Source organism: Leclercia adecarboxylata, assembly GCF_006171285.1.
Lineage (GTDB): Bacteria > Pseudomonadota > Gammaproteobacteria > Enterobacterales > Enterobacteriaceae > Enterobacter > Enterobacter barmai.
Genome location: NZ_CP040889.1, coordinates 1184594 through 1205564, shown reverse-complemented (window position 1 = coordinate 1205564; position 20971 = coordinate 1184594). Strand labels below are relative to the sequence as shown.

General features: G+C 48.9%; 18 protein-coding genes. 12 read left to right on the top strand and 6 right to left on the bottom strand.

The window, feature by feature from the left end; translation table 11 throughout:
• Window positions 1-19 precede the first annotated feature (19 nt).
• The 5 genes from rsmE to metK all read right to left on the bottom strand — a co-directional run bounded on the left by rsmE (window position 20) and on the right by metK (window position 4998).
• On the bottom strand, window positions 20-751 hold the full coding sequence (rsmE, locus tag FHN83_RS07470; RefSeq protein ID WP_138370490.1) for a 16S rRNA (uracil(1498)-N(3))-methyltransferase: 732 nt from the start codon (window positions 749-751) through the stop codon (window positions 20-22).
• Window positions 752-866: 115 nt separating this feature from the next.
• Complete coding sequence (gene endA, locus FHN83_RS07465) at window positions 867-1574, bottom strand: deoxyribonuclease I (RefSeq protein WP_039029805.1); 708 nt, start codon at window positions 1572-1574, stop codon at window positions 867-869.
• A 94-nt stretch (window positions 1575-1668) separates the two neighbouring features.
• Complete coding sequence (locus tag FHN83_RS07460; protein ID WP_139563589.1) at window positions 1669-2166, bottom strand: SprT family zinc-dependent metalloprotease; 498 nt, start codon at window positions 2164-2166, stop codon at window positions 1669-1671.
• Window positions 2167-2237: 71 nt separating this feature from the next.
• Window positions 2238-3635 (bottom strand): sugar porter family MFS transporter, encoded by a 1398-nt coding sequence (locus tag FHN83_RS07455; protein WP_139563588.1) that lies wholly within the window; start codon window positions 3633-3635, stop codon window positions 2238-2240.
• Between the two features lie 208 nt (window positions 3636-3843).
• Window positions 3844-4998, bottom strand: a complete 1155-nt coding sequence (metK, locus tag FHN83_RS07450; protein WP_032613918.1) for a methionine adenosyltransferase — start codon at window positions 4996-4998, stop codon at window positions 3844-3846.
• A 137-nt stretch (window positions 4999-5135) separates the two neighbouring features.
• On the opposite strand from metK, the gene FHN83_RS07445 reads away from it, so the two are divergent.
• The 9 genes from FHN83_RS07445 to FHN83_RS07420 all read left to right on the top strand — a co-directional run bounded on the left by FHN83_RS07445 (window position 5136) and on the right by FHN83_RS07420 (window position 13447).
• Window positions 5136-5351 (top strand): hypothetical protein, encoded by a 216-nt coding sequence (locus tag FHN83_RS07445; protein WP_138370493.1) that lies wholly within the window; start codon window positions 5136-5138, stop codon window positions 5349-5351.
• Between the two features lie 67 nt (window positions 5352-5418).
• On the top strand, window positions 5419-5571 hold the full coding sequence (locus FHN83_RS28815; protein ID WP_419146408.1) for a hypothetical protein: 153 nt from the start codon (window positions 5419-5421) through the stop codon (window positions 5569-5571).
• A gap of 87 nt (window positions 5572-5658) precedes the next feature.
• Entirely contained in the window at window positions 5659-5790 is a 132-nt protein-coding gene (yqgB, locus tag FHN83_RS07440) for an acid stress response protein YqgB (RefSeq protein ID WP_138370494.1), read from the top strand.
• An 8-nt stretch (window positions 5791-5798) separates the two neighbouring features.
• Window positions 5799-7775, top strand: a complete 1977-nt coding sequence (gene speA, locus FHN83_RS07435) for a biosynthetic arginine decarboxylase (RefSeq protein WP_139563587.1) — start codon at window positions 5799-5801, stop codon at window positions 7773-7775.
• A gap of 97 nt (window positions 7776-7872) precedes the next feature.
• Window positions 7873-9036 (top strand): hypothetical protein, encoded by a 1164-nt coding sequence (locus FHN83_RS07430; protein WP_176556484.1) that lies wholly within the window; start codon window positions 7873-7875, stop codon window positions 9034-9036.
• 870 nt (window positions 9037-9906) lie between these two features.
• A complete protein-coding gene (locus tag FHN83_RS28190) occupies window positions 9907-10074 on the top strand; it encodes a hypothetical protein (RefSeq protein ID WP_176556483.1) in 168 nt (55 codons plus the stop codon).
• Window positions 10075-10380: 306 nt separating this feature from the next.
• Complete coding sequence (locus FHN83_RS28185) at window positions 10381-10527, top strand: hypothetical protein (RefSeq protein ID WP_176556482.1); 147 nt, start codon at window positions 10381-10383, stop codon at window positions 10525-10527.
• 256 nt (window positions 10528-10783) lie between these two features.
• Complete coding sequence (locus FHN83_RS07425) at window positions 10784-12295, top strand: hypothetical protein (RefSeq protein ID WP_139563585.1); 1512 nt, start codon at window positions 10784-10786, stop codon at window positions 12293-12295.
• 897 nt (window positions 12296-13192) lie between these two features.
• Window positions 13193-13447 (top strand): hypothetical protein, encoded by a 255-nt coding sequence (locus FHN83_RS07420; protein ID WP_139563584.1) that lies wholly within the window; start codon window positions 13193-13195, stop codon window positions 13445-13447.
• 163 nt (window positions 13448-13610) lie between these two features.
• Here the strand turns inward: FHN83_RS07420 and FHN83_RS07415 are convergent, their stop codons facing one another.
• Window positions 13611-14189 (bottom strand): recombinase family protein, encoded by a 579-nt coding sequence (locus FHN83_RS07415; RefSeq protein WP_139563583.1) that lies wholly within the window; start codon window positions 14187-14189, stop codon window positions 13611-13613.
• 327 nt (window positions 14190-14516) lie between these two features.
• On the opposite strand from FHN83_RS07415, the gene FHN83_RS07410 reads away from it, so the two are divergent.
• From FHN83_RS07410 to FHN83_RS07400, 3 genes are read left to right on the top strand one after another with little or no spacing between them, the layout of a single operon-like run.
• Window positions 14517-16496: a type I restriction-modification system subunit M gene (locus FHN83_RS07410; protein ID WP_176556538.1), complete on the top strand. Its 1980-nt coding sequence runs from the start codon at window positions 14517-14519 to the stop codon at window positions 16494-16496.
• A gap of 5 nt (window positions 16497-16501) precedes the next feature.
• Window positions 16502-17839: a restriction endonuclease subunit S gene (locus FHN83_RS07405; RefSeq protein WP_139565427.1), complete on the top strand. Its 1338-nt coding sequence runs from the start codon at window positions 16502-16504 to the stop codon at window positions 17837-17839.
• Complete coding sequence (locus FHN83_RS07400; RefSeq protein ID WP_139563581.1) at window positions 17832-20966, top strand: type I restriction endonuclease subunit R; 3135 nt, start codon at window positions 17832-17834, stop codon at window positions 20964-20966. The genes FHN83_RS07405 and FHN83_RS07400 overlap by 8 nt, the downstream gene beginning before the upstream one ends.
• Window positions 20967-20971: the final 5 nt, after the last annotated feature.

Here is a 20971-nt window from a genome sequence, read left to right as displayed (position 1 = left end):
TGTCTTCTCCGTTAATGCTTCAACCTAAATCGCCAAAACGCACCTGCAGGGCAGTGATGGCGGTTAGCGCGGTGGTCTCAGTACGCAGAACGCGGGGTCCCAACAGAATATCAGTAAACTGGTAGCGTGCGGTCATGGCGATCTCATCCGCCGACAGGCCGCCTTCCGGGCCAATCAACAAGCGCACGCGCTCAACCGGCAGCGGCAGGGTGTTGATGCTGGCGCTGGCGCGGGGGTGAAGGTTGAGCTTCAGACCCTGCTCCTCTTCGGCACACCAGGCTTCAAGATCCATCGCCGGGCGGATCTCCGGGACGCGGTTGCGGCCACACTGCTCACAGGCGGCAATGGCGATTTTTTGCCACTGCTGGAGCTTCTTATTCAGACGTTCAGCATCCAGTTTAACGCCGCAGCGCTCAGAAAAAAGTGGCGTAATGAGGCTTACACCCAGTTCGATCGATTTCTGGATAGTGAATTCCATTTTTTCGCCGCGCGACATCACCTGGCCTAAATGGATATGCAGCGGTGATTCACGATCGTCGATTTCGCCACGCACGATGCTGACGTGCACGCTTTTCTTATCGGCGCGGATGATATTCGCGTCAAAAACCTGGTTTGAACCATCAAATAGCTGAATGGCCTGGCCTGTACCCATGCGCAGCACGCGGCCCACGTGGTTGGCGGCCTCTTCAGACAGGGCAATCTCGCTGCCTGCGGCGATCGGTTCAGGGTGATAAATACGGGGAACGCGCATAATTAATAAATCCGTCAAGAGCTGAATACCCGGCACATTCTGTCCCTTCTCCCCTATGGGGAGAGGGTCAGGGTGAGGGGTATACACTTAAAGAAACAGTTGCCGCTAGTGTAGGTTAGCTCTTTTGCGCCTGGCAAGCGCGCTGGACGTAAGGGTTGTGATTCCCCTGCACTTTGGCAATGCGCTCGTCGCGCTCGCACTCCCAGGCGGTCACTGGATAGAGTTTATCCCAGGCGTTGAAGAGCTGGGTTTGCTGGCGGGAGAGGTTGAGGTTATAGCGATCGCGCATATAGAAGTAGGTACGGGCGATGCTGCCGCGCGCGCGGGCCGGGGGCTCGGCAAGCTTCTCTTTGAAATCGACCTTCATCGCACACTGGCCGTACTGGCCTTCGCCGCCGTTCCACTGGCTGTACATAAAGTTGCCGCGATCGCCATTCACCTCGCCCACGGCGGGCTGCAGGTTATGCATGTCGCTCTCAATCTGGCGATAAACCGGGTCTTTGGCGCAGTTTTTGCGTCCGCCATCCTGCCAGCACTGGCGCTGGTGGCCGAACTGCCAGGCCGGAACCACATGTTCCCATTCAATGCGGCTGGCGCGGTTTTCATTTTTACGCACTTTGTAGCCGCAGGACGCCAGGTCCACGACCCCTTTTTTGCCCTGCCAGTTAATTTTGCAGCCACAGTAAAAATCACCCGCGACGTCAGCATTGACCTTCACGCCTGCGGCTTTTGCCTGAGAAAAACTGTTGATACCTTCGGCCAGCGCATGGCCTGAGAACGCCGTCGTCAGAAACGCGACCGCGAGAGAGAAATTACGGGACATCGTCAACTCCGTGTCAAAACGAGCCCGCAACGTAACGAAAGTTGTTCTTATATGCAATCAGGCAGATCAGGAATGTTCCTGATAGTTCTGCCGCTTACCCGGCAATAAGCGGTTCACCGCATTTCACGCAGCGGTAGGTGGCTTCGCCGCGCACGACACGGTTATGACGACGCACCGTGAGCTGGTGCTGCTGACACTGGCAGCGGTAGGGGAACGTATTGCGGCGAACGGAATCAAGCTCGAACTGGTGGGTCCGACGAGCAGGCACGCCCAGCACCGCTTCCATCATCCATTTCCACTCTTTGCCGTGCGGCGCCACGCGGCCAAAGTGCTTCCACACCAGCAGATGCGCCAGCTCGTGCGGTACCACTTCGTCGATAAAGGCCTGCTGGTTTTCCAGCATTAAAACGGGGTTGAGGCGGATCTCATACGCATCCAGCCAGGCGGTGCCTGCTGCGGTGCCGCGCTGCTGCCAGACCAGCTTAGGTTCAGGGTAGTTCCGGCCGAGCTTCAGGTTGGCCTGGGCCAGTTTGTCGCGCAGGCTGCGCATGGCGGCTTGCTGAAGCGCAATGGGGAGACGGGGTGTTTTCATAGGGGCAGAGCATAAAACGTGCGGTGGGGCGGTGCAAGGGGCTTCCTCCGCGAGGGAGGAAGCCGGAAGGATCAGTCGTGAGCGCCAATTTCGCGCAGGGGACGACCTTTCATCAGGTTGCGTTCGATATGTTCCAGCGAAACGTGTTTAGTTTCAGGAACCAGCCACAGGGTCAGGACGATAAACAGCAGGTTCAGACCGCCGTACACCCAGAAGGTGTTGGCGTTACCCAGCGTATCGAGCATGGTCAGGAAGGTTGCGCCGACAATCATGTTGGCGATCCAGTTAGTGGCGGTGGAGCAGGTAATACCGAAGTCGCGGCCTTTCAGCGGCTGGATCTCAGAGCAGAGCACCCAGATCAGCGGGCCTGCGCTCATCGCAAAACCAACGATAAACATCAGCAGCATCCCCACGGCCACGTACTGCAGTTCAGGGGACTCGATACCCACATGCAGCATGGTGCCCAGCACGCCCATGCCGACGGCCATCACCAGGAAGCCCAGCGTCAGGGTCGGTTTACGGCCCCAGCGATCCACCAGACCGATGGCGATAAAGGTTGCCAGCACGTTGGTCAGGCCGACAATCACGGTGCCCCACATCTGCTGGGTGGTGTTGCTGTAACCCGCCAGTTCAAAGATTTTCGGCGCGTAATACATGATGACGTTCATCCCGGTGAACTGCTGCATGATCTGCAGCAATACGCCAAGGAACACCGCCCGACGGAAGTTGCTGTTCTCTTTAAACAGCGCCCAGCCGCTCTGTTTTACCTGCAGGCTTTCGCGGATCTCTTCCAGCTCACGCTTCGCTTCGGCGCTGGTGTCGCGCAGGCGCAGCAGCACCCTTTCCGCATCGTTAAAGCGGCGTTTGGCGGCAAACCAGCGCGGGCTGTCAGGCAGGAAGAAGACGCCAATCAGCAGCAGCACCGCCGGGATAATGATCACCCCCAGCATCCAGCGCCATGCGCCGCTGTAGCTGAAGGCGGTGTCAGAAAGATAGGCCCCGAGAATACCGATAGTGATCATCAGCTGGTACATGGAGATCATGCTGCCGCGGATTTTCTCCGGCGCAATCTCCGACAGGTACAGCGGCGCGGTATAAGAGGCCACACCCACCGCCAGGCCCAGCAGCACGCGGGAGGCAATCAGCACTTCCACGTTAGGTGCCGCGGCGGAAAAGAGCGAGCCGGCGACAAACAGGATCGCGCCAATCATCAGGCTCTTTTTACGCCCGAGCTTGAAGGAGAGCCAGCCGCTGCCGACCGCCCCGACCGCCGCCCCGAACATCATTGAGCTCACCACCCACTCCTGGGTGTGGGAACTGATCTGGAATTCATCGGTAATGAACGGCAGGGCACCGGCAATTACGCCGATATCCAGACCAAACAGTAATCCTGCCAGTGCTGCGAGGAAGCAGACGAAGAATGTCATCGTCTTATTGGACGTCCGCCCCTTTTTTTTATTATCAGGCATCAAGCCCTCCGGTTAGTTTTATGTTTTTTGAATGTAAAGATTTGAATGGGATACTGTAAAAGTATGTGAGAGGGGCGAGACAAACAAAGAGAGTATTCCGAAAGGGCTGCGCTTTTCTCGCGGTGAGAGCGTTTTCAGACAGGGGTAATGGGGCAGAAAAACAAAAAGGCCAGCACGCGGCTGGCCTCATTAAAGCTTTGTCAGTCGATTATTTCAGACCGGCAGCTTCACGCAGCTGAGCGGCTTTGTCGGTTTTTTCCCATGGGAAATGTTCGCGACCAAAGTGACCGTAAGCAGCGGTTTCTTTGTAGATCGGGTGCAGCAGATCCAGCATCTGAATCAGGCCGTATGGACGCAGGTCGAAGAACTCGCGTACCAGCAGGGTCAGCTGCTCGGTTGCCACTTTTTCGGTACCGAAGGTTTCAACCATGATAGAGGTGGGTTCTGCCACGCCGATGGCGTAGGAAACCTGGATTTCACAGCGGTCAGCCAGGCCAGCCGCAACGATGTTTTTCGCAACATAACGTGCCGCGTAGGCTGCAGAACGGTCAACCTTAGACGGATCCTTACCGGAGAATGCGCCGCCACCGTGACGCGCCATGCCGCCGTAGGTATCAACGATGATCTTACGACCGGTCAGACCGCAGTCGCCCATTGGTCCACCGATAACAAAGCGGCCCGTTGGGTTGATGAAGTATTTGGTAGAAGCGTTCAGCCACTCGGTTGGCAGAACCGGCTTGATGATCTCTTCCATCACTGCTTCCTGCAGGGATTTCTGGTCGATATCTTCAGCGTGCTGAGTAGAGAGAACTACCGCGTCGATGCCGACAATTTTGCCGTCGTCGTACTGGAAGGTGACCTGGCTTTTCGCATCCGGACGCAGCCACGGCAGGGTGCCGTTTTTACGCACTTCAGCCTGACGCTGCACCAGACGGTGAGCATAGGTGATTGGCGCTGGCATCAGCACGTCGGTTTCGTTGGTCGCGTAGCCAAACATCAGGCCCTGGTCGCCCGCGCCCTGTTCCAGCGGATCGGCACGGTCAACGCCCTGGTTGATGTCCGGGGACTGTTTGCCAATCGCGCTCAGGACGGCGCAAGAGTTGGCATCAAAGCCCATATCAGAATGCACATAGCCGATTTCACGCACGGTGTTACGGGTGATCTCTTCGATATCAACCCATGCACTGGTGGTGATTTCACCGCCAACCATGACCATGCCGGTTTTGACATAGGTTTCACAGGCTACGCGCGCCTTAGGATCCTGCTCGAGGATCGCATCCAGCACCGCATCGGAAATTTGGTCAGCAATTTTATCAGGATGTCCTTCTGATACGGACTCGGACGTAAACAGGTGTTTTGCCATGTTTTAATTTACCTAAGGAGAATTTGTTTAGCTCAAACTGTCGTGTGGGGTAGCCGTGGCAGTATTTTCCACCAGGACTTGCAGACGATGACACTGGCAGTCTGAGTGTTAATCAGTATGGATGGATTAACATCTGGATGGCTATTTTAGGTCACTTCTTCGCCCGATTTCCAGCTTTTTTTGAATGCGTGCCTACGCCCTTGAAAACCCGGCTGGAAATTTTTGCTGACGGTGCTGGCAATGCGCGCATTTATATTTTGCATTTTCCCCGTCTTGTCGGTATAAAACGCGGCGCGCGGCTCATACAAAAAAGCACACGACGTTTCTTCGTGTCGCCACTTCCAGCCGGGTAAAGCAGTGAACTTTTAGCTTTAACTTGTCGCGGGTTTAATCAGGCTTGCGTGGAGGTGATACGAGATAATGAACCGTCGTTTTCCGCTAATTCAGTTCTGCCTTTCAGGCCGGAACATGTTCCCCGCCATTCGCATTTCTAATCTGCAAACCTGCCGATGTTATACCCATCTCGGCGCTTCTCAGGATTCAAGGGCTGGCACTACGCTTTGTGAAGACTGAACAAGGGCGCTCTTGTAAATACAAGAGTTTTCTCGTGGTTTCGCCGGACCTTGTCATACAGAGTTCGGATACGTGTTTTACAATGATATGAATAAGAAACCGGTCGCACGCCCCGGCTTTCAGCATTCTGTGCTGAAAAGCGGGTCGGATAATGGGTTGTTATCGCAGATTGACGCTGCGATAGTAGTCAACTGTTTTACACTGAATAGTAAGAGTTGAGGTTCGCTATGCCTGACGACATGTCTTTTGTTTCGCCTTCGTCAGCGGGCGAACAGGGTGTACTACGTTCTATGCAGGAGGTTGCGATGAGCTCCCAGGAAGCCAGCAAGATGCTGCGCACTTACAATATTGCCTGGTGGGGCAATAACTACTACGACGTCAACGAACTGGGCCACATCAGCGTTTGCCCGGATCCTGACGTACCGGAAGCGCGCGTCGATCTCGCCAAACTGGTGAAAGCACGTGAAGCGCAGGGGCAGCGTCTGCCTGCTCTGTTCTGCTTCCCGCAGATCCTGCAACACCGTCTGCGTTCCATTAACGCCGCCTTTAAGCGCGCGCGTGAATCCTACGGCTACAACGGCGACTACTTCCTGGTCTATCCGATCAAGGTTAACCAGCATCGTCGAGTAATCGAATCCTTAATTCATTCTGGCGAACCGCTGGGACTGGAAGCCGGTTCTAAAGCGGAGCTGATGGCGGTACTGGCACATGCCGGAATGACCCGCTCGGTGATCGTCTGTAACGGCTATAAAGACCGTGAATACATTCGCCTGGCACTGATCGGTGAGAAGATGGGCCACAAGGTCTATCTGGTCATTGAGAAGATGTCTGAGATCGCCATCGTGCTGGAAGAGGCCGAGCGCCTGAACGTTGTGCCGCGCCTCGGCGTACGTGCGCGTCTGGCGTCCCAGGGCTCCGGTAAGTGGCAGTCCTCCGGCGGCGAAAAATCCAAATTCGGCCTGGCGGCGAACCAGGTTCTGCAGCTGGTGGAAATCCTGCGCGAACGTGGTCGTCTGGACAGCATTCAGCTCCTGCACTTCCACCTCGGCTCGCAGATGGCCAACATTCGCGACATCGCCACCGGCGTACGTGAGTCGGCCCGTTTCTACGTTGAGCTGCACAAGCTGGGCGTGAACATTCAGTGCTTCGACGTGGGCGGCGGTCTGGGCGTGGACTATGAAGGTACGCGCTCGCAGTCCGACTGCTCCGTAAACTATGGCCTGAACGAATACGCGAACAACATCATCTGGGCGATTGGTGATGCCTGTGAAGAGCACGGCCTGCCGCACCCGACGGTAATTACCGAATCCGGGCGTGCGGTGACCGCACACCACACGGTGCTGGTCTCCAACATCATCGGCGTTGAGCGTAGCGAAATCAGCGAAGCGACGCCGCCAGCGGATGATGCCCCACGTTCTCTGCAAAGCATGTGGGAAACCTGGCAGGAGATGCACGAGCCGGGCACCCGCCGCTCGCTGCGCGAATGGCTGCACGACAGCCAGATGGATCTGCATGATATTCATATCGGCTATTCATCCGGGACGTTCAGCCTGCAGGAGCGCGCCTGGGCGGAGCAGCTGTATCTGAACATGTGTCACGAAGTGCAGAAACAGCTCGACCCGAGCAACCGCGCGCACCGTCCGATTATCGACGAGCTGCAGGAGCGTATGGCGGACAAGATGTACGTCAACTTCTCCCTGTTCCAGTCGATGCCGGATGCCTGGGGTATCGATCAGCTGTTCCCGGTTCTGCCGCTGGAAGGGCTGAACCAGGTGCCTGAGCGCCGCGCGGTGCTGCTGGATATCACCTGTGACTCCGACGGGGCTATCGACCACTACATTGACGGTGACGGTATCGCCACCACCATGCCAATGCCGGAGTACGATCCGGAGAACCCACCAATGCTGGGCTTCTTTATGGTTGGGGCCTATCAGGAGATCCTCGGCAACATGCACAACCTGTTCGGGGATACCGAAGCGGTTGACGTGTTTGTCTTCCCTGACGGCAACGTGGAAGTGGAACTCTCTGACGAGGGCGACACCGTGGCGGACATGCTCCAGTACGTTCAGCTCGATCCGAACAAGCTGCTGACCCAGTTCCGCGATCAGGTGAAAAAGACCGATCTGGACGATACGTTGCAGAAACAGTTCCTGGAAGAGTTTGAAGCCGGTCTCTACGGTTACACTTACCTGGAAGATGAATAACCAGTACTGAAAGGTTGGAGGTCATTGTGGCTTCCAGCCTTTTATTTCAATGTGTTATATAGTTTTCGGCGTCTTCATAGTGAATCGAGGATTCTCTATGATCATGTATTTTTCATGTAATAATCGTGGCTATTACGTTTGGCAGAAATCCCACCAAAGTAAGCTGATACGCTTCGATCTTCGAACCAAAGATTTCCATACTGCCTCTATACGCTCAAAAGTACTGCTCAGTACTTACTACCGACTGAAACGCGAAAGTTTAAAAATCCAGGACATCAGGGAGTATTTGATCGCTGAGCGAGATCGCTATATAGAACATGAAGTTCATGTACAAGCTGCACATCTCATTCCTTGGGGACGTAGTGATACGGGGTCTATATCTCCACAACCTTCAGTTCTCAGGCAACAAGGCCATAAGATCAGTGCAGTTGCTGAGGAGTGGTATGAGGATATGTCTGGTGATTGGCGTCCATTGACGTTTAAAGGTAATAAAGCTGCTGCTGATTTCTTCATCAGTTGGTACGGTGATAAGGTCATTGAGTCTGTAAACAAAGTGACGGTGACAAAGTTCAAAAAGGCTCTGGCAACAAAATACCCATCTGAGATGTCCCGACAATCCATGTTCAAGAAAGTCACTGCATTGTTCAATTTTGCGACAGATAAACGAGATTATTTACCCAAAAATCCATTTGGGGGAATGGGGTATAGGAAGCCCAAAAACCTGCGTACGAAGTACCCTGTGCCCTTAAAATTACATCAGGAAGCATTAATGAAGATTGAGCATGAATCTTCTTTGTGGTGGCTACTTCAGATACTGTATTACACAGGAATGCGACTCTCTGAGGTCATTCAATTGACCAAGGAGGACTATATTATTATCGCTGATCAAGGGCAGTTCATTGACTGTATCAGTGTGAACGACAGAAATGGTAAACGGGTTAAAAATACGAGCAGTTTCCGTACAATTCCAGTTCATCATGAATTGATGGCTTTAGGTATTATGGAGAAAAAACCGACATTTCCATGGAAAATGCACAATCCTGCATCTAATGCCGTATCGAAGTTATTCAACTCGTTGAACGAACAACACAGCCCCCATGATTATAGATATGGCATGAGTGATCGGCTGCGTGACCTTCCAAATTTACCCGATCATGTTCGGTTCAGTATTCTCGGGCATAGCAGTAATACTGTGACTGATAAGATATACAGAGGGAAGGAACCTATTCTTTTGATGAAAGAGGCCATAGACCTTACCTGATGCTACTTTTTTTTCTGCGAAAACAAGCAGCAACATGATCATAGAGAATCCTCGATTCACTATGAAGACGCCGAAAACTATATAACACATTGAAATAAAAGGCTGGAAGCCACAATGACCTCCAACCTTTCAGTACTGGTTATTCATCTTCCAGTACTGGCTACTCGTCTTCGAGTACTGCCTAAAGCGGCCAGTACTGAACTCTCGCACTCAAGAGTTGGCAAGTAACCTAAAATATCAATAAGTTATAATCATCAGCAGACTTGCATAGCTAGTTTGTTGTACATGATTTCTACATGATTTTACCATACATAGCCTGAAGCACTCATCGCGTGGATGGAAATATTCAGTACTGAACCAGTACTGACAACGTGACGGGCATAGTATCGATGAGGATGCAGCAGGTTAAAGCAGGGGCATGAGACGGGATGAACTGCTTGGCAGTGTTACAATACCTACTATCAGTACTGACAGCGTAAGGGACATCGTATCGCCAAGCTTCAAGCAGGGTTTCGCGGGGGTAGGACTAAAACGGGATGATCTGGGAAGTGATGTTACAATAAAGTCATCGTTCGAAAGCTCTCAGGCTGCTTTGGTCGAGGGATAGTACTGATACAGTACCACCCGCTTTCCCAAAATCTTGAACTTACAAATGCTGTACAACGAATCGAGCCTGAATGACATTCTGGCAGTGCGATAAGGTTTCAACGTTTGAGATTCACGTGTTTGTTCTTTCCTGTCGAATCTTATAGCTAAACCATTAAGTACTTAACAGCAGATAGCGATATTGCATGGCGAACATATAAATAAAGGAAAGCAGTGTGAAATTATATTCTCTGCATTAAAGTTGCTAACATCAGAGGTCAATATATGAAAAAAATACAAAATGTAGTAGAGGATGCTCTTCAACGCATGAAAACTTCAGGGTATCTTGTTGAGAGAGATGGTCCTCGCTTCGGGATTGATATAAACCGTGACTCAGAAGCATGCACGCAAGCTCTCAAAAAAAGAGATGATGACGAAAACAATAAAAACTAATCTGAACTCATATGCAGTATTCTCAAAGTACAGTACTGGTGATCTACCAGTATTTTGTACTTCTAGAATATATTATGCCGTGGATAATCATAGCAGAATAGCTATGAATATAATTATCATGTGAGTGTCCCCTGCTGGATCAATCATGCAAGTAGTGTAAATATAATGACAATTCAGTGAAATGAAAAGACTCTATGATGGTACAATCATCAGTAAATCAAAGTAGTAACAACCTTCATTGTAAGTCCATAATTATTATTAGATAACCCTCTGGCTAAAGAGGTTAGTTTTCATCGCGAGGAATAAATGAAAGAAAAAAAGAAAGAGCAGCTCAGTTTGCGGCTTAACGAAAGGCAACTTGCTGTACTGGATAGAATGATTTCTGATGGCATTGCACAAAATCGTTCAGCCGCAATGCAGTACCTCATTAATCACAAACAAATCATGGGCTAATTTATTAGCCCAAATTAATGACCTCAAAACCACATTAATTGCCTTACACAAACTTGTGCGAAAATTCCTTTAAAAGAGGAATCACTATCAATACCACTATCTTGCTAATGTGCGTGATAGTAATACCAACTCTCACTGAAAATAATAATTACTAACGAAGTGCCATCATTCACTTCATAAAGCTAATATTTCTGTTAAATCAATAATCCAGGTTCTTACCGGAAGAAAAGAACCAATACACATAAGGGAGTAAAGTATGAAAATACCATTTGTCGATGCACCTCCAGGTTCTGGTAAAACTACACATATGCGTGATTTGATTCAGAATCATATTTGTGAATATAGTCAAGGTGGAAAATGTCTCATCGTAGTACAGGAAACAAAAAAGTTACTACATCAAACCTTGAAAGATATTCACCCAGCTAAAATAATCACGAGCTCTGATGATCTTCAGTACTCTGAGTCTCTTGAACAACGAATAATTGATGCGATAAAGAGCAATGTAGTCATTGGAATTACCGACAAGATGTTTTTCCGCCTCAACCCGACTATATATAAAAATCATAAATGTTTGATTGATGATGTCACTACGTGTTGGGTATCGATGATGATCCTCGTTAAAACTGGCAGCAACTGGAATGTAGCGATGAACTCGATATGTCCAGTGCCAGTACTGGGAGTTCAGAATACCAATTCGAACAATATTGAAGTGAAGCTAAATCTTGACGCTTGTATCGATACTGATGATAGGCTTGATACACTCCTCAAGCGGGATTTGGCGGGTTTGAAGCACTGCGATCATATAATAATTCATAAGTCATTTTTGAACCCAGAGAATAGTATTGAGCAGTTCATAGGACAAGAACAGGACAAAAGTAAAAAACCAAAAATGGTACAACTACAGATACTGGGATATAACGATTTGGCACGGTACAGAGAACTTGATATAGTATTTTTCGCCAACAACTTTACGAATAGCTTGTTATATAAATGTTCTCCTGAACTTTTCGAGCCCTATACAGGGTTTGATTTCAGTTCTATGGCACCAGTGATTGATAACCGTCTAAAAATTGTATATGTATCTGAACGTGAATTAACCAGTACATATGCACAATCACCTCAAGGGAAAGACGACATTGAGAAGTTTAGGAAGTATTGCCTGAATAACATCCAAGACGATTACTTTTGGGCAGCTAATGACATAATTGTCGATGGTGGTTTCTCTTTACCTGGACAACGTATCAGTACTACTAGTCGAGGCATAAATGACTATAAGCATATACGCCAGGCTGTATGGTGTTCTAGCCTAAAACCATCACCTCAAGAGGTCGGTATGGTGCAACAACAGTTCGGTATCAGCAGAACGGAAATTACTTACTGGCGTGAAATCGAAGCTATCGTACAGTTTATGTTCCGTGGTGTGCTGCGTGATAAGAATAGTACTGAGAAGATGATTTTGTATGTTTTTGATAAGAAGCAGGCTGAGAGTTTAAGCCTGTACAGTACCGATATTGAGTTCAAAAATATAGGGATAAGCAAAAGCAGTGGTAAAGCCAAAGGCCGTCCCGCTGGCAGTGCGATTATGACTCCTGATGAGGCTGAGCTGAGCACGAAGTTTCGAAAGTATCTGAGCAAGAACAATGGAGACAATTCAGATCGTGTTACAGCATGGATCTGCAAAGAACACAAAATGTCAGGTGAAACACGTAAATTGACAACGCGAGAGAAGTATTTCCTAGAGAAAATACGTGCAAAAAAAGGCCGCTAAACGCGGCCTTTTTGCGTTTTTTTATAGGTGTATTATGAGTTGAGTATGGGAGTTTGAAGAGAATTGGCAGTGCTGTTGCATGTGAAATGCACCTTCATGGTAATAACCTGAATCGTGTAGCTTAGGAGTGAGGATGAATAACAAAACCCTTTACAGTACTGTTGGCGAGTTGAACACGAGCATGCAACCGGACGCAGTGAGCAAAGCGAGCAAGTGAAAGGGCGTCAGTACTCAAGAAACGCAATGAGCGAAGCGAATATAAGTTAAAAGCACTTAATTAACTGCTACTAATAAAAAAGATCAGTTCACAGAAAACGAAGCGAAGCGAGTTTTCGAAGAACAGGCCGAACTCGCCAAGCGAGATTGTGCCTCAAAATCATTATAGACACATCTAGAATCAGGTTATCGCATTCGCTCAAACCTGATGCCGAACACAGAATATTATTCAGCCCGCTTACGCGATCTGAATAATATTCTGTGTTTGTTTTTTCAGAAATAGCTCAGAATCATGTTTTAAGTAATGCGAAAATTAAGTGCCTTATATATCTATAAGGGAGTTAATTTTCGCTTTTTGAAACCCACCTTTTGTTTTCCATGATGGTGCATTTCACGTGGGCGAAACGTATAGGGTCATCTGTATGACCAGATCCATCTGGTCATCTAAAAACTGTCATTACAGCCCCTTACAGAGTTATTAAGAAAGGTACTGTCAATGCCTTTGCCACGCTAGTCATCCCGTAAACGTCTCACGTATGTCGTCCTTGTATCGAAGGCTACTAATAACAATATTAATCAGTTTAATCGATCGATTTATTGATTTCGATCGCTTTTATCTATATAAGTTTATCAGACGACAATCTACTGGGTACTTAACTCATTGAGAACGGATGCTTTTTAATGTTTAAAATCATCGTGTTATGTTTATTTTTAACCTCATTCTCTGTTCTTGCTACTGATGTAAGGGCCTCACAAGCGGAAGCTGAGCAGGTTCAGGCAATGATTCGACATTCAGGATATGAATGCGACCGGGTAGATCATGTAAAAACAGATATCAGCTGGTTCTTTGAAACAACCTCGAACGTGGTTTGCGATAAAGTTTTCCGTTTCATTTTACGGTATCAGCGTGGGGGGGTTAGTGTTGAGGTAGAGTGAATGGTACGGCTGTTACAATACTGCCAGCCTGCTTATAAAATGCTGCTCTCGCATTAGTACTGTAATAGTAGTTTGTTGATGTTTGGTAGTACTGGGGCGGGGAAGACGACAAATCCTATCCATCCTGCCCCATAACATTACAGCCCCGCACAGAACAGTACTGTCACTTTGCTGTAATGCTGTATACCCCTGCCATTTCTTTCTTGATCCGGCTGATTGTATTGGTGCTAACTTCGAACGCACTCGCGATTGATCTTACCGATTCACCACGAGCAAGTGCAGCATAAATTCCAGTACGGTCGACACCTCTTCCATTTCCACGTCCGGCAATACGCCCAGCAGCTTTTGCTGCCTCATATCCCTCGCGTTGACGCAGCAAAAGCTGCTCTCTTTCCATTTGAGCAATACCAGCCAATAGCGTTAGAACAAGATTGCCCGTAGGCGAGCTGTCACCCGTTTTGATCCCTTCTTTATGAAATTGAATAGTCACTCCGCGTTTTGTCAGTGTTTCAACCGTACTCAGCAGGTCAGAAGTAGAACGGCACATCCGGGAGATATCATGTACATGCAAGGTGTCCCCCTCGCGTATGTACTCCATCATCATAGTGAAAGCTTCACGAGAGGTATCCTTAGCACTCGCCTTCTCTGTAAAGATTTTATCGAAAACTATGCCTGTATCAACCAGTTGTCGCTCTGTGGATTGCTGAACTGATGAAACACGAATGTAAGCTATGTGTGCCATGTAATTCCTAGAGAAGAGTTTTGTATCGATTTGTGTGTTGCGATTTATTATGGCGTGTTGCGATGAAAAAGCAAGGCATTTCGCAACACTTAATGCAGACTGGCGGGGTGATTTCTGATGTTGCGAATTAGTATACTTTATCGCAACATCATTTAGTTAATATGCGGAACGAGAGGAAAATCACCGACTCCTACCTAAAGACATAATTGATGTAATGTTGCAGTACTGAAACCCTGCTGAGGTCAATACAAGGTGGGTATAATCTCTTGTCCGTCAGGAGCCTGAGCAGTATCCTCTCAGGCAATTATTTCTAATCCCCGGATTTTCCTGATGACAACCAATATCTCTTCATTAGCCAGCTTGATCTGGTCCGTTGCTGACCTGCTACGTGGCGATTTCAAACAATCCCAGTACGGACGCATTATCCTGCCCTTCACTGTACTACGGCGTCTTGAGTCCGTACTGGCTCCCACTAAAGCTCAGGTACTGGCAACTGTAGAAAGTACAAAGGCATTACCGGATCTTGCCAGGGATAAATTACTGCTCAACGCATCAGGTCAGGCGTTCTATAACACGTCTCCGCTGGAGTTAGGCAAACTGGGTGAGAACCATGTCGGTGATAACCTGGATGCCTATGTGCGGGCTTTCTCGAAGGATGCCCGTGAGGTGTTCGAACACTTTAACTTCGAGGCCAGCATTACCCTGCTGGAAGATGCAGACCTGCTTTATAAAGTATCTCGTTCCTTTGCAACGGTTGACCTATCGCCTGAAGCTGTCGATAACTACCACATGGGTCTGGTGTTTGAAGAGCTGATCCGCCGCTTTGCAGAAAGTTCGAACGAAACCGCAGGGGAACACTTCACCCCTCGTGATATTGTGCGTTTGACGACTTCCCTGGTGTTCTCTGGTGATGATGATGCTCTGGCTAAACCTGGTGTCGTTCGTTCTATCTATGACCCGACTGCGGGAACTGGTGGCTTCCTTTCCTGCGGTATGGAATACCTGCATGAACTGAACCCGGCAGCTCGCCTTGCCACCTTCGGCCAGGAGTTGAACCCGGAGTCCTACGCTATCTGTAAAGCCGACATGCTGATCAAAGGTCAGGACATCAGCAACATCAAACTTGGCAATACCCTTTCCGATGACCAGCTACGATTCAACCGCTTCGATTACTGCCTGTCGAATCCCCCTTTCGGTGTAGACTGGAAAAAAGTTGAGAAACAGGTACGTGCCGAAGCTGACCAGCAGGGATTCAATGGTCGTTTTGGTCCAGGCCTGCCGCGTGTGTCTGATGGCTCACTGCTGTTCCTGATGCACCTCATTTCGAAGATGCAGCAGCCCAGTACTGACAGTGCTGGCTCCCGTATTGGCATCATACTTAATGGTTCACCACTGTTTACCGGTGGTGCAGGGAGTGGTGAGAGTGAGATCCGCCGTTACATTTTGGAAAATGATCTGCTGGATGCACTTGTCGCACTACCGACAGACATGTTCTACAACACGGGCATTGCCACCTATGTCTGGGTACTGTCGAATCACAAGCCCACAGAGCGGAAAGGCAAAGTACTGCTGATTAACGCCAGCGACATGCACTCCCCGATGCGTAAGTCCTTGGGCAGTAAGCGTAAGTACCTGAGCGATGAAGTACTGAAAGAAATTGTCAGTCTGTACAGCCGCTATGAAGAAAGCCCGATTGCTAAAATCTTCCGGAATACTGCCTTTGGTTATCGCCGTATTACAGTAGATCGTCCACTGAAACTGGCGTTTTATCCACATGACACGGAACGACTGGCAAACCTGCAAGCCGACAAAGCCTGGGTGAAACTGGATGGCACTTTACAGGAAGCTATCCTGGCAGCTCTGGCGAGCTTTACTGATGAAAAATTACTGTCGCGTGATAAGTTCAAAAAGCAATTCACCAGAGCCTTAGGCGATGTGAAGTTACCTGCTCCGGTATTCAAGGTACTAGTGAATCATCTGGCTGAGCAGGATGATGAAGCTGAGGTATGCAGGACCAAAGGCGAACCGGAAGCGAACGCGGACCTACGTGATAACGAAAACGTGCCGTTGGGCGAGGATATTCACGAGTACTTCAAACGTGAAGTACTGCCACATGTACCGGATGCGTGGATTGATACCAGTAAGACCGACCCACTGGACGGTCAGGTGGGGATTGTCGGCTATGAAATTCCCTTTAACCGCCACTTCTATCAGTACCAGCCACCGCGTGACCTGGCTGCTATCGATGCTGACCTTGATGCAGTAGCCCGTGACATCATGCAACTGCTGGCGGAGGTGCATTCGTGAGTACTATGGAACAAGTGCCAGTACTGGGGAAATACCAGCAGTATCCTGAGTATAAGGATTCAGATACTCAATGGATTGGAAATGTCCCACTCACCTGGCAAGTAAAACGGCTGGGACAGTTTCTGTTTGAACGTAGAGAAAAAGTGAGTGACAAGGATTTTGAACCTCTTTCGGTTACAAAACATGGAATTGTCCCCCAACTTGATACTGCAGCTAAAACTGATGCCGGTGATAATCGCAAATTGGTGAGGTCAGGTGATTTTGTCATCAATAGCCGTTCGGATAGAAAAGGCTCATCAGGACTTTCCGAGAGAGACGGTTCTGTTTCACTGATTAGTATTGTTATGAAGCCAAAAGACATACATCCACAGTTCGTCCATCATCTGTTGCGAAGTTATCCTTTCCAGGAGGAGTTTTACCGATGGGGGAAGGGTATTGTTGCGGACTTATGGAGCACTAATTACGGTGAGATGAAGAATATACTCTTACCCATACCTTCACAGAATGAACAACGCACCATAGCCGTCTTCCTCGACTATGAAACTACCCGTATCGACAAGCTGATTGCCAAACAGCAGCGACTGATCGAACTACTCAAAGAGAAGCGGCAGGCGGTGATTTCCCACGCTGTCACCAAAGGTCTGAACCCTGATGCTGTGATGAAAGATTCCGGCGTCGAGTGGTTAGGGGAAGTACCAGAGCATTGGGCATTCGTGAAATTAAAATGGATTGCAACGACAACAAGTGGTTCAACACCCAATACTGGAGAGCAAGAAAAATATTACGCAGATGGTGTTTATCCATGGGTAAGAACAACTGACCTTAATAATGACATATTGAGTGATATTCCTGTCAAAATTACTGAACAGGCACTTGCAGATACCGCATGTTCACTATTACCACCAGGTACAGTACTCATTGCAATGTATGGTGGTGCTGGGAGTATTGGAAAACACGCTCTATTAAGTGTCCCTTCAACAACAAACCAAGCTGTTTGTGCCATTCTCCCAACAGATTCAGTCATACCTGAGTTTCTGAATTTATTCGCAGGTTTCTACCGTCCATATTGGATGGTTGGGGCCGAAGGAACACGCAAAGACCCTAATATCGGACAGGATCATATTAAAGAGCTAAAACTACCTATTCCTCCGTTATTAGAGCAAAAATTGATATGTGCACAAATTAACCAAAAACTATCTCAATATAGTGTCGCTGAGGACAAGGCTTTTAAATTTACATGGTTACTTCAAGAACGCCGTACAGCTCTGATTTCCGCAGCTGTAACAGGCAAGATTGATCTGAGAGGCTGGACCGCACCGACCGAAGAGGCCTCAAATGGATAACAAAGCCCGCGAACGAGCCTTTCAGGATCACATTGTTGCAGAACTTGCCAGTACTGGATGGTTAGTTGGTGATTCTGCTCACTATGACAAAGAACGGGCCCTCTACCCGGAAGACCTGATTGCGTATGTTCAGCAGAGTCAGCCTGATGGGTGGATAAAGTACTGCAAAACGTACAGTGAAAATCCTGAACGTCACCTGTTGGATGCTGCAGTACGTCAGCTAGCCCGTTCCGAAGGCGGTACACTGTGGCTGCTGCGTAATCAAATCGAGGATCGCGGTCATCGTCTGAAAGTCGCGAGCTTTAAACCAGACAATGACCTTAATCCTGAACTACTGACACGTTACCAGACAAACCGATTGCGTGTAGTGCCTGAACTGATTTACAGCCCACATGGTTATGACGGGCGTATCGATTTGACGTTATTTCTCAATGGGCTTCCGGTGGCAACACTGGAGCTAAAATCTTGCTTCAAGCAATCTCTGGAAAATGCCAAAAAACAGTACCGTTTTGATCGCCAGCTGAAGACGTTGGGTAAAGCAGAACCTTTACTCAGTTTCCGCAGAGGAGCACTGGTTCACTTCGCGGTTAACCAGTTCGAAGTGGCAATGACCACTAAGCTCGCAGGTGAATCTACCTTCTTCCTCCCTTTCAACAAAGGAACTTCAGAAGGAGGAGCAGGCAATGACCAGCCAGAAGTGGGATATGGCACCGAGTACCTGTGGAAAGAGATCCTGCAACCGGATAACTTCCTGCGAGTCCTGGCCCGTTATCTGCATCTGGAAGTGAAGATCGAAGAAGACCCACTGGGACGGCAGAAAAAGAAAGAGACGATGATTTTCCCTCGCTACCATCAGTGGGCAGTGGTGCAGAAGCTACTCAGTACTGTTCAACTCGAAGGGCCAGGGCAGAAATACCTTATCCAGCATTCAGCAGGCTCAGGCAAATCAAACTCCATTGCCTGGCTGACGCACCAGCTCGCATCACTCAGTCAGGGCGGTGAGAAGCTGTTTGATTCGGTTATCGTGGTGACGGACCGTACAGTACTGGATAGCCAGCTCCAGGAGACAATCGGCCAGTTTGACCATGCATCAGGTGTAGTGAGCCGCATTAACCGTGATGAAGGGGATGGCAGCAAGTCCTCGCAGCTCACTGAAGCTCTGGCAAAAGGTACTCCGATCATCATCGTTACTATTCAAACCTTCCCGCATGTACTGAAAGCCATACAGGAATCCACTACGCTCAAAAGCTCACGCTTTGCCGTTATCGCTGATGAAGCACATTCCAGTCAAAGTGGCAGTACTGCAAGACAGCTACGCGAAGTACTGATGGCTGAGCAGGTCGAGGAGGAAATGTCAGCAGAAGATATGATGAATCTGACGCTGGCGGCCCGTGGTGGCAGTAAGAACATCAGCTATTTTGCTTTCACGGCTACACCTAAAGGTAAAACACTCGAACTGTTTGGTCGTCCTGATAAGCCCAATATGCCGCTTGGCCCCGAGAATAAACCCAAACCTTTTCACGTGTATTCCATGCGGCAGGCTATTGAGGAAGGCTTCATTCTCGATGTGCTGAAGAACTACACCAACTATTCACTCGCCTATAAGCTCGCCATGCAGACCGAAACTGACAGCGAGGTGGATTCTAAAAAAGCCCGTACCCGTTTGTCTAAGTGGGTACGCCTACATCCGCATAATATCGGACAGAAAGTCGCAATCATCGTTGAGCATTTCCGCTCCAATATCATGAATCTGCTGGCAGGCCAGGCAAAAGCAATGATTGTCACCAGCAGCCGCCTTGAAGCTGTCCGGTACAAACTGGCTTTCGACAAGTACGTAAAAGAACAGGGATACGGGGCAATTCAGGCGATGGTGGCTTTCTCAGGTGATGTAGAGGAAGAAGACCAGACATTCAATGAACGAAACATGAACCCTGATTTGCATGGACGCGATATGCGAAAAGCATTTGATACCCAGGACTATCAGGTGATGCTAGTGGCAAACAAATTCCAGACGGGATTTGACCAGCCGAAACTCTGTGCCATGTATGTCGATAAGAAACTCACTGGTGTTGACTGCATTCAGACTCTTTCCCGATTGAACCGCACATATCCGGGTAAGGACAGTACTTATGTCCTGGATTTTGTAAATGACCCTCAGGATGTACTTGAAGAGTTTCAGAAGTACTTCGAGACGGCGAAACTCGAAACTGTTTCTGACCCAAATCTGGTTTATGACCTTTTTCACAAGCTCAAAGGAACTGGCATTTTCACCTGGAGTGAGGTCGAATCATTCAGTGATGCGTACTTCGACCCTAAACGTGGTGGGGAGTCCTTACCCGGATACATTAAACCCGCCGTGGATCGGTTTAGTAAACGCTATAAGCTCGCCACTGAAGCAATACGCGAATCGCGTAAAATGCTGAAAGTAATTGAGCTGGACGGTGGTTCAAAAACTGACAAGGTGAACGCTGAACGACGCGTAACCGAAGCAGCAGAAGCCAGAGCGGAAATCGATTTGTTCAAGAAGGACCTGAACAGTTACATCCGCTTCTACGAGTTTGTGTCTCAGATCACGTCATTTGATGACCAGGATCTGGAACGCCTCTGTGTCTTCGCCCGTCACCTGCTACCGATGCTTCGACAGGAAGTACTGGAAGAAGACCAAATCGATCTGTCTGCGGTGATGCTGAGCCATTACAGCCTCAGGGCAAAGCGAACCCAGGACCTGAAACTCAAAGAAGACGCTCAGGGCTATGGCTTACAGGGCATATCAGCAGTGGGTAGTGCTAAAGCCCGTGAGGAAAAAAAAGACTTCCTCTCGCATATTCTGGAACAGCTCAACGATCTGTTCGGTACAGAAGTGACCGACGGTGACAAGCTGGACTGGCTTCAGGGTATGGCGAGCAAAATTGCCGAAAACGCCCCCCTAATGGAACAGGTTCGTAACAATTCCCGTGATGCTATTATGCTGGGTGACTTCCCGAAAGCGGTTGATGCTGCTGTTATCGAACGCATGGATACGCAGAACGGAATGTCACTGGATTATCTATCACGACCTGATGCAGCAAACCGGATACAGAGTTTGCTGCTGGATATTCTGCTGAAGGGATTGCAGTTAGGGCAGTGAAACTA

What these genes read in the sequence shown, in the direction of transcription:
- yqgB (WP_138370494.1), top strand. Translation starts at nt 5,659, where the DNA reads ATGAATAAGAAACCGGTCGCACGCCCCGGCTTTCAGCATTCTGTGCTG.
- FHN83_RS28190 (WP_176556483.1), top strand. Translation starts at nt 9,907, where the DNA reads ATGAAAAAAATACAAAATGTAGTAGAGGATGCTCTTCAACGCATGAAA.
- FHN83_RS07460 (WP_139563589.1), bottom strand. Translation starts at nt 2,166, where the DNA reads ATGAAAACACCCCGTCTCCCCATTGCGCTTCAGCAAGCCGCCATGCGC.
- FHN83_RS07405 (WP_139565427.1), top strand. Translation starts at nt 16,502, where the DNA reads ATGGAACAAGTGCCAGTACTGGGGAAATACCAGCAGTATCCTGAGTAT.
- FHN83_RS07455 (WP_139563588.1), bottom strand. Translation starts at nt 3,635, where the DNA reads ATGCCTGATAATAAAAAAAAGGGGCGGACGTCCAATAAGACGATGACA.
- endA (WP_039029805.1), bottom strand. Translation starts at nt 1,574, where the DNA reads ATGTCCCGTAATTTCTCTCTCGCGGTCGCGTTTCTGACGACGGCGTTC.
- FHN83_RS07430 (WP_176556484.1), top strand. Translation starts at nt 7,873, where the DNA reads ATGATCATGTATTTTTCATGTAATAATCGTGGCTATTACGTTTGGCAG.
- FHN83_RS07400 (WP_139563581.1), top strand. Translation starts at nt 17,832, where the DNA reads ATGGATAACAAAGCCCGCGAACGAGCCTTTCAGGATCACATTGTTGCA.
- FHN83_RS07415 (WP_139563583.1), bottom strand. Translation starts at nt 14,189, where the DNA reads ATGGCACACATAGCTTACATTCGTGTTTCATCAGTTCAGCAATCCACA.
- FHN83_RS28815 (WP_419146408.1), top strand. Translation starts at nt 5,419, where the DNA reads ATGAACCGTCGTTTTCCGCTAATTCAGTTCTGCCTTTCAGGCCGGAAC.
- rsmE (WP_138370490.1), bottom strand. Translation starts at nt 751, where the DNA reads ATGCGCGTTCCCCGTATTTATCACCCTGAACCGATCGCCGCAGGCAGC.
- FHN83_RS28185 (WP_176556482.1), top strand. Translation starts at nt 10,381, where the DNA reads ATGAAAGAAAAAAAGAAAGAGCAGCTCAGTTTGCGGCTTAACGAAAGG.
- FHN83_RS07420 (WP_139563584.1), top strand. Translation starts at nt 13,193, where the DNA reads ATGTTTAAAATCATCGTGTTATGTTTATTTTTAACCTCATTCTCTGTT.
- FHN83_RS07425 (WP_139563585.1), top strand. Translation starts at nt 10,784, where the DNA reads ATGAAAATACCATTTGTCGATGCACCTCCAGGTTCTGGTAAAACTACA.
- metK (WP_032613918.1), bottom strand. Translation starts at nt 4,998, where the DNA reads ATGGCAAAACACCTGTTTACGTCCGAGTCCGTATCAGAAGGACATCCT.
- FHN83_RS07445 (WP_138370493.1), top strand. Translation starts at nt 5,136, where the DNA reads ATGGCTATTTTAGGTCACTTCTTCGCCCGATTTCCAGCTTTTTTTGAA.
- speA (WP_139563587.1), top strand. Translation starts at nt 5,799, where the DNA reads ATGCCTGACGACATGTCTTTTGTTTCGCCTTCGTCAGCGGGCGAACAG.